Below are 3,116 nucleotides of genomic sequence, written 5' to 3' on the forward strand. Positions count from 1 at the left end.
GTTAGGGAAGATAGTCTTAATAAAAACCGTATGGGAAGTAATCAACCAATAGCTCTCGAACAGAAAAAAAATGGTAGTTATTGGGTAGTGCAAAGTGGAGGAGTTTATTATCTAATCCCTAAATACAAGCTCAAGATTAATCAATATAATTTTGAGACGATTCAATATATATTTGAGTGTGAGGGATATTCTTCAAATTGCCAAGGGTTTAAACTTCTTAAACCTGCCCAAGTCTATTCTAGTGATGGGGGGGAAAAATGGCAAGTATCTCAACTCGGTATTCTTCGGTTTAATTAATTTAACAATAGTTTAGAGGTGACAATAAAATTCCAATAATTCAACTATTTCTTGTAAAATACTTCTAAATAGATATGATAAAATGCCCAATTTGCCAAACAGAATATAGTGAAGAACAGGTAGAAAGTTGTTCAACCTGTCACTGGAACTTCAATGTTTTTTCACAGGTGAGTTTTAGGGAAAACATCTTTAGAGGTCAACTCTTAGGAATTTCTCAACAGATAGAGGAGTGGGGGCGAAAGCTCTGGGAACAACATTATCTAAAATTGGAAGCGGGACAACAAGAAGGGAGTGGAGAAAATTTTGAGGAGGTTGAAAAAGAGCGATCGCACATTCAAATTCATACTAATGTATTATTAAATCAAATCTCTAGGCTAATTAGTCCCTTAGAAAAAAGGCTAGATAATATTGAACAGTATTTAAGCGCAAAAACCTCCGACAATGACCTTGATTGTAATGCAGTATCTTCCGATAGAAACCCCCCGCCTGTCCCTCAAGAGATACAAACCCCGAAACCGGAATCTTCCTCAGAAGCAATAGAAATCAATTTAAGTTTACTCGAAGCTCAATTAGTAGCCCAATATAATAAAAAGTCTAACTCATTGTTAAACCAAGCAATACAAGTTAGTCAAACTGAAGATAGTTTAACTCAAACGAATAAATCAGCCTTTTTTGAAACCACCCGTCGAGGGAACTATTTGATAATCACAATTGAAAATCTGACCTACTTAGTTCCTAAACCTAATATAAAATTTAATCAATATAACTACCAAACCCTTAAAAATATATTTCAATGTTATGGATATGAAACGGTAAACAATAGCGAATTTCTCCTTCTCAAACCTGCTGTAGTTACGTCTCTAGCTATAGATCATAAATGGCAGTTGGCTAAACCAGGGATTCTTCAATTTATCTCTAAAGAAGATAACGATATCTCAATCGATGAAGAAACGCTTTTAGACTCAGAAGAACCCCTAGTAACTCAAATTGAGGAGATAGCAGACCCTCAAAATCATGTTACTATCCCACTAAAAACTGAAATAAAATCAACACCTATTCATCCAGAGGAGCCTACACCTAAAATTGAAGATTGGCAACCTCCTACGAATCTCTACTTATCCCCCCAAGAGGTTGAATTAGTGTTAAATTATAATAAAAATCCTAATTCTTTATCAAAAATTGCTACTGAAGTTTCAGAAACGGAGGATAGTATTATTCAAAGGCGCAAAGGGAATTCTGAAAGTCTAGTTTTTGAAAATAAGCGTTGGGGGGACTATTGGATAATCAATAAAGGCGACTTAAATTACCTGCTTCCTAGAGGTAATCTAAAGATCACCGAAAATAACTATGAAAAACTTGAAGGATTATTTCAATGCTATGGATATCAGCCCGAATTATCTATAAAATTCCAGTTAATTAAACCCTCTAGGATATCATTAATTTCAGAAAATAAATGGCAGATATTAGAATTGGGAATAGTGCAATTTTGCTCAATTTAATAGAGTAACAAACCTTAAAAAATTCGCAGGGAATAAAAAATGGAGCCATTTACAGAACCTTTAGAACCATCCAAGGGCCTCTCTATTAACTTCTCGGAAAAAGATTTGATAGAGATTTATAACCATGTCCCGCAAGTCTTATTAAATAAGATAATTAAAGTTTCAATCGCTGAAAACGACCCACTTTTTTTGAAAGAGGAACGCAACGGTAACTATTGGGTAATTAAAACAGAATTGGGAATTTACTGGCTTTTACCTAAAGCGAATTTCAAAGTTAATAGCCATAATATTAACACGGTAAAATATTGGTTTGATTGCCAAGGTTATCAACCCGACGATTCTAAAGAATTCACTGTAAGCAAGTTAGCTCAAGTTTCTGTTGTTCCTAATAAGCAACAATGGAAATTAGAAGTTAAGGGAGGATTAAATTTTGGCAACCCGTCTCTCTCCTCTCAATTAAAATTGGAGCTAGAACAAACAAAAGAGGATTATAAGCAACTTCAGTCTCAATTAAACCAATCAACTTTAGAATGCTTTGACTTTCAGTGTCAAGTCAAAAAATTATATCAGGAAAGAGAACTTCTTTTATCTAAATTAGAACAAACTGAGAAATATCAGCAAGAGGTTTTATCCCATCTAGTCACACGGGAAGAACTTCAGAAATTGATGCAAGAAGCAGCAGAACATTTTGAAGTTAGAACTGAATACTTATTTGAAAATAAAATTCAAAATTTATTGAAAGTTCTAAATTATGAAATATTAAGAATAGAGAAAAGAATAAACATAGATACTATACTTAAAGAGTTTTCTGAATTGAAGAATGAATTGGAGAACAAGATTGAAAAACAACTTCCTACAATGGAGACTTTTTTAGTTAAAAATCTTTCTGAATTGGAGAACAAGATTAAAAAACAACTTTCTCTATTAGTCAATGCTGATTCATTGGTAAATTATTCTGATTCAGAATCTTGGGATGATCTGAGTTTACCCCCTAAAACAGTGTCAACCCCAGATCCAGCCAAACCTGACCCAGTTAGCTTGGATCAATCAGAAACTTCCCAAATCATTCTTGAGCCAACGGAGCAAAAAATTATAATTGATTATAATTCCAATCCCAAGGAATTTGGGCAATCCTGTTTCGAGGTTGGAATTACAGAAAAAACCGTTAGCAATCAACGTCTTGGTTCTAAGGAAAAATTTACTTTTCGACCCGAAACAAGAGGAACATATTGGATATTTGAAAACTTAAGTTCACAAGAATCTAAAGACCAGGTTCCTTATAAATATCAGGAGTTGGAAGCAAAATATAATAATTTGGAA

The 3,116-nt window shown here is 33.7% G+C and carries 3 protein-coding genes; all 3 read left to right on the forward strand.

What is annotated here, in order from left to right; translation table 11 throughout:
- Window positions 1-297: hypothetical protein (locus PL8927_RS06830; RefSeq protein ID WP_231505941.1), on the forward strand; the 297-nt coding region annotated here is incomplete at its 5' end.
- 74 nt (window positions 298-371) lie between these two features.
- Complete coding sequence (locus PL8927_RS06835) at window positions 372-1,796, forward strand: hypothetical protein (RefSeq protein ID WP_083618944.1); 1,425 nt, start codon at window positions 372-374, stop codon at window positions 1,794-1,796.
- 39 nt (window positions 1,797-1,835) lie between these two features.
- A partial coding sequence (locus PL8927_RS06840) for an AAA family ATPase (RefSeq protein ID WP_197047338.1) occupies window positions 1,836-3,116 on the forward strand: 1,281 nt, incomplete at its 3' end.

Source organism: Planktothrix serta PCC 8927, from assembly GCF_900010725.2.
Lineage (GTDB): Bacteria > Cyanobacteriota > Cyanobacteriia > Cyanobacteriales > Microcoleaceae > Planktothrix > Planktothrix serta.

Excerpts from the sequence above, each read along its gene's own strand:
- PL8927_RS06835 (WP_083618944.1), top strand. The coding sequence starts at position 372 with ATGATAAAATGCCCAATTTGCCAAACAGAATATAGTGAAGAACAGGTA.